The 4,941-nt window shown below is 64.5% G+C and carries 6 protein-coding genes and 1 pseudogene; 4 read left to right on the forward strand and 3 right to left on the reverse strand.

Features of this window, described 5'->3' with window-relative positions; all coding sequences use genetic code 11:
- Positions 1 to 189: 189 nt before the first annotated feature.
- The 3 genes from EQG76_RS31025 (at position 190) to EQG76_RS31035 (ending at position 2,043) form a co-directional block, all read left to right on the forward strand.
- Positions 190 to 579, forward strand: coding sequence for a hypothetical protein (locus tag EQG76_RS31025; RefSeq protein WP_159719074.1), 390 nt, complete (start codon positions 190 to 192; stop codon positions 577 to 579).
- Between the two features lie 104 nt (positions 580 to 683).
- Complete coding sequence (locus tag EQG76_RS31030; protein ID WP_159719075.1) at positions 684 to 1,565, forward strand: 3'-5' exonuclease; 882 nt, start codon at positions 684 to 686, stop codon at positions 1,563 to 1,565.
- Between the two features lie 136 nt (positions 1,566 to 1,701).
- Positions 1,702 to 2,043, forward strand: coding sequence for a hypothetical protein (locus EQG76_RS31035; protein ID WP_159719076.1), 342 nt, complete (start codon positions 1,702 to 1,704; stop codon positions 2,041 to 2,043).
- A gap of 212 nt (positions 2,044 to 2,255) precedes the next feature.
- Here EQG76_RS31035 and EQG76_RS31040 read toward each other — a convergent pair whose 3' ends face one another.
- The 3 genes and pseudogenes from EQG76_RS31040 to EQG76_RS33865 all read right to left on the reverse strand — a co-directional run.
- Entirely contained in the window at positions 2,256 to 2,687 is a 432-nt protein-coding gene (locus tag EQG76_RS31040) for a type II toxin-antitoxin system VapC family toxin (protein ID WP_200841282.1), read from the reverse strand.
- Positions 2,674 to 2,913 (reverse strand): type II toxin-antitoxin system VapB family antitoxin, encoded by a 240-nt coding sequence (locus EQG76_RS31045; protein WP_159719077.1) that lies wholly within the window; start codon positions 2,911 to 2,913, stop codon positions 2,674 to 2,676. The genes EQG76_RS31040 and EQG76_RS31045 overlap by 14 nt, the downstream gene beginning before the upstream one ends.
- A 274-nt stretch (positions 2,914 to 3,187) precedes the next feature.
- Positions 3,188 to 3,328, reverse strand: a pseudogene (locus EQG76_RS33865) (alpha/beta hydrolase); the annotation flags it as partial.
- 137 nt (positions 3,329 to 3,465) lie between these two features.
- Between EQG76_RS33865 and EQG76_RS31055 the strand changes: the two are divergent.
- Positions 3,466 to 4,806 carry a calcium-binding protein gene (locus EQG76_RS31055; RefSeq protein ID WP_159719078.1) on the forward strand — a complete coding sequence of 447 codons (1,341 nt, stop codon included), beginning with the start codon at positions 3,466 to 3,468 and terminating at the stop codon, positions 4,804 to 4,806.
- Positions 4,807 to 4,941 lie beyond the last annotated feature (135 nt).

Here is a 4,941-nt window from a genome sequence, read left to right on the forward strand (position 1 = left end):
TGCGCAACGAGGACGACGTGCCGTTCCACGGCGCCCGCATCGAGTTCAAGCAGGGCTTCCCGGGCTAGCGATATGGCCGGTGCGCGTTGGTTGAGATCGCGTGGCCGACTGGCATGGACGGCTGCCCCTTGGCACACTGTCTGTCCGACCCACTCGGTGGCGCGGTCGGCGATTTTCCGAGGTGCTAAGATGTTTCACGATGATGAATGGCGGGAATTCGTCTGCGTCCTCAACCATCGGATGCGCACCGAGAAGCGCGGCATGACCGACGACGAGATGCGGCAATGGCGCGACATGGTCGACAAGCGCTTGCTGGGCTTGGTGCCGCAGCCACCCGACCGCTGGAGCATGCCGCCGTCCTATCGCGAGCACCATTGGACGATCCAGCACCGGGTCGACAAGGAGCTGTTCTGGACCGACGGGGGGTACTGGGAGATCTGGGGCCACCATACCGTGCACCGGGCGGAGCGGGAGATGGTCGAGCGGGAGCTGGCGCGCGTCCAGGCCGAGGAACCGGAGTTCCCCGGCCAGCTCGTGCCGGTCGAGGTTATCTACCAGATCGGGGCGGCTGAGGGATAAGCGCCACCAGCGTCGCACGAGCGTGCGGCCGGAATATGATCAGCAGGGCAACCGTGCTTCGGCAGGCATGGATGCGGCAGGGTTGCCGGGGGAAAGCGGGATAGATGGACCTGAACGACATGGCGCAGAGGTTGGAGGCGAGCGGTGACTACCGCGTGCTCCGCCGTCTCGTGCCGCGCCGGCAGCCGCACATCCCCGATGGGTCGGCCACCCGGATCGGGCTGTTCGTGGACGTGGAGACGACCGGCCTGGATCCGGTCCGGCACGAGATCATCGAGCTGGCGATGGTCCCGTTCACCTATGCTCTGGACGGCCGGATCTTCGCGGTTGGTGACGCTTTCCAGCGCCTGCGGCAACCCGCGGAGCCAATCCCGCCGGAGATTTCCGTGATCACTGGGATCGACGAGGCGATGGTGGCCGGCCAGACCATCGAGCCGGCCGAGGTGGCTGCCTTTGCCACACCGGCAGCGCTGGTGATCGCGCACAACGCCGCCTTCGATCGCCGCTTCCTGGAGCGTTTCTGCCCGCTCTTCGCCCGCAAGCCCTGGGCCTGCTCGATAGCGCAGGTCGACTGGGCGGCGGAGGGTCATGAAGGGCTCAAGCTCGCCTATCTCGCCGCGGGTGCGGGGTTCTTCTACGACCGCCACCGCGCCGAAAATGACTGTCTCGCCGCCATCGAGCTGTTGGCGACCCCGCTGCCCAAGAGCGGCATTCCCGCCCTCACCAGACTCCTGGCGCAGGCGCGCACGCCGACCTGGCGCATCCTTGCGGAAGACTCACCCTATGACCGCAAGGACCAGCTGAAGGCCCGCGGCTATCGCTGGAGCGATCGGGCGAGCCCGGCGCCGCGCGGCTGGTATCTCGATGTCAGCGAGGCGGACAGGGAAGCCGAGCTGACCTTTCTCCAAGCGGAGATTTATGGGCACCCGGTCCAGCTTCAGGTCACGCGCATCGATGCCTATGACCGCTTTTCGGAGCGATGCTGAACGTTGATGTCTCACCGCCACATCCGGCGCGGCGAGACATATCTTAGGATCGCTCGGCTAAAGTACCGCTCGACGAGCTGGAGCAGAGAATGCTCTAATGAGTGGAAGTATCTTCTCCTTCAGAAAATAGAGCCCCATGCCCACCATCCACCTGCACTATGACGGCTGGCTCAGCCTGCCAGCCGATGCCCGTAAGCATCTAGACGTTGCCACTGGCGACCGGCTGGAGATCGAGTTCACCCAAGCTGGCCTGCTTCTGCGGTCGGCAAGGCAGGTCAAGAGTGCCAGTGCTCCGGAACCCGAGGCGGTGCTGGCTCAACCGGCAGCAGCGCCTGTCGAGCCGCCAGCACCCGTGGCAGCCGAGATGGTGGCCGCCAAGCGCGGGCCAGGCCGGCCACGCAAGCCCGTGGCGCAGGAGTTGGCGCCGCGCATCAAGGTCGGCGGTCGGCGCAGGAGCACGCAAGCCGTCTCCGATTGAGCAACAGTGTCTCACCGCTCCTTAAGGCGCCTCAGATCGTTCGCTCAAGATGTTCAAACTCACCTGCCGACGCCCAGACGCGCCTCGCTGGATGACCATCCGAAAAGGCGAGATGATGTAGAGTTCCAGTTCCGGCAGGTGGGCTTGGTCCAGCTGCCGTAGCAGACGCATCACCGCATCTCCTTCAGTCGCTGACCATTTGATCTTATGTGTTAAGACGATTTCATTGATCTTGCGGAAGATATGTCGGTCTTGTCGAAATCCTCACCCTTGAACAGCAAGGCGGTCTTGTTGTTCTTGGCAACGGCGTAGGCAAAGCAGTCACCGAGATTAAGCTGAGCGGGATGCCCCCTGCCCTTGCCATAGCGCGCAAAAGCGTCCAGCGCGGTGTCCACTTCTTCAGCACCGATCGTAGCAATCCGGATCCTGGCGGCTTTCAGAAACGCCTGTACATCCTCATTGGCCTCCGCCACGCTTGCATGCCGCTTGCGGCAGATGCCCAAGACCGCCTCGAAGATGGCTACGGGCGAGGTGATGGGTGAAGACGCTGCTTCCAGCACGTCCGTCAGCGCATCCGCCTCTGGCTCACGGGTAAGGATGGCGACAATGGCCGATGCGTCGACGAACATCTCAAGCGTCGCCACTGAGCTCGTCGTAGAACTTCTTGTCCGCCATCAGGCCGGTAGCCGGCCTGGCCATCACCCGCTCCTGGATCGGTCGGAGCCGTTCGCGCAAAGGCACCGCTTGATCCAGACGCCGCAACTCGTTCTCTAGAGCCAGCTTCACGGCTTCGGTCTTGTTGATGCCCTTACGAGCGGCGAGCTTCTCGGCGAGCTGGTTGACCTCCTCGCGGCGGATGTTGAGCGCCATCTCCGTCTCCTTGTGTAGACGAGTAGATGATGGCATCTTTACGTGCCTACAGCAACGTCTCCCCTCTTCATCCTCAAGATCCTCGATCGGTCGTCGCAGGACGACGAACCCACGCCCTACCGACAGATTCTCTCGCACGGCACCCCGTCACCATCACCGTCCAAGCGGGACAGGCCGCACTGCTCCAGGTAGAATCTGCCTCCGCACAGCTGGTCATCTGCTTGCAGTAGCGCTTGCCGCCGCAGCTGAACGCGCCGCTGTCGGCCACCATGGAGATGCCGCCCGTGACCAGCCGATGCTCATATCCGCCGGTGAACTTCCTGGCATAGGCATCCGGCTCCGGATGCGGTGCGCCGTTCGCGTCACCTTCCATGGTGATAGCCGGCACGCCGATGGTCGGGAACGCGGCGAGGCGCCGCCAGGCTTCCCCGAGAGTGCGGAAACATTCGAAACCATTTTGTGCCGGCATGGATGCGAAGCTGACATGGACCTCTCCTATCAGGGCCGCCACCGCGCAGACGACTGCGGCGATGATGAAGAAGGAAGAGCACGATGGCGGATATCTACGGTACCGAGGACAATGACTGGGGTGCCAACGAACTCCTCGGCACCAACAATGCGGACAACATCTTCGGCTATGGCGGCCATGACTGGCTGAAGGGTCGGGGCGGCGCCGACAACCTCTTCGGTGAGGCGGGCGACGACCTGCTCTACGGCGATGCCGGCAGCGATCATCTCTATGGTGGAGCCGGCGCCGACAACCTCACCGGCGGGACCGGTGTCGATCATCTGGCCGGCGGCAGCGGCATCGACATCGCGTCGTATACGCAGTCGGGCGCCGCCGTGACAGTCAGCCTCGCCACCGGCACCGGGTCGGGCGGCGAGGCCGAGGGCGACACGCTGCAGGACATCGAAGGCCTGACCGGTTCCGCTCATGCCGACACGCTCACCGGCAACGGCGCTGACAACAAGCTGCGCGGTCTCGGCGGCAACGACACCCTCAGTGGCGGTGCGGGCGGCGACCGGCTGTGGGGCGACGGCGGCGATGACATCCTCAAGGGCGGCAGCGGTGCGGACGACCTGATGGGTGGGACCGGCACCGACACGGCCAGCTACGCGGGTGCGGGCCAGGCGATCAACCTCTCCCTGTCGGCCGGAACCGGCTATTCCGGCGATGCGGCCGGTGATCGGTTCTTTGACATCGAGAACGTCATGGGCTCGTCGTTCGGCGACATGCTCCAGGGCTCGTCCGGGGCGAATCGGTTCGACGGCGGCAACGGCGACGACCACATGATCGCCGATGCCGGCGCTGACATGTATGTCGGCGGCGACGGCGTGGACAGCGTGAACTACGTCTATTCCGGCGCCATCAACGTGAACATGGACACCAACCAGTCCAGCGGCGGGCTGGCGGCCGGCGACAAGTTCTACGGCGTGGAGCGGATCTATGCCACGGGCGGTGCTGACACGGTGACCGGCAACGGCCTGGACAACATCCTCTACGGCCTCAGCGGCCTGGACCGGCTGTCTGGTGGTGCCGGCAAGGATACGCTGGTGGGCGGCAGCCAGCTGGACATCCTGACCGGCGGCAGCAATGCCGACACCTTCGTCTGGACGGAACTCACCGACAGCCTGGGCAACGGCTTCTTCGACATCGTGAAGGACTTCAGCCACGCCCAGGGCGACAAGCTGGACCTGAGCGGCCTGGACGAACTGGGCGGCAACGTCACCTTCCGCGGCACCGGCCAGTTCACCGGCGCGGACCAGGTCCGCTACTACAACGACAACGGCAACACGATCGTCGAGGTGAACGCGGTGGGCGCATCCGGCACCGACCTGCGCTTCCAGCTGGACGGGCTGCACTCGCTGGTGGCAGGGGACTTCGTGTTCTGAGGAAGAAGCCGGCAGCATGAAAGAAAAAGGCCCCGGCAGCGCTGCCGGGGCCTTTCTCGCTGGCAAGAACCGCTCAGTTCTTCGCGGTGTCGACCAGCTTGTTCTGGCCGATCCAGGGCATCATGGAGCGCAGCT

It is taken from the genome of Geminicoccus flavidas, from assembly GCF_009806515.1.
Taxonomy (GTDB): domain Bacteria; phylum Pseudomonadota; class Alphaproteobacteria; order Geminicoccales; family Geminicoccaceae; genus Geminicoccus; species Geminicoccus flavidus.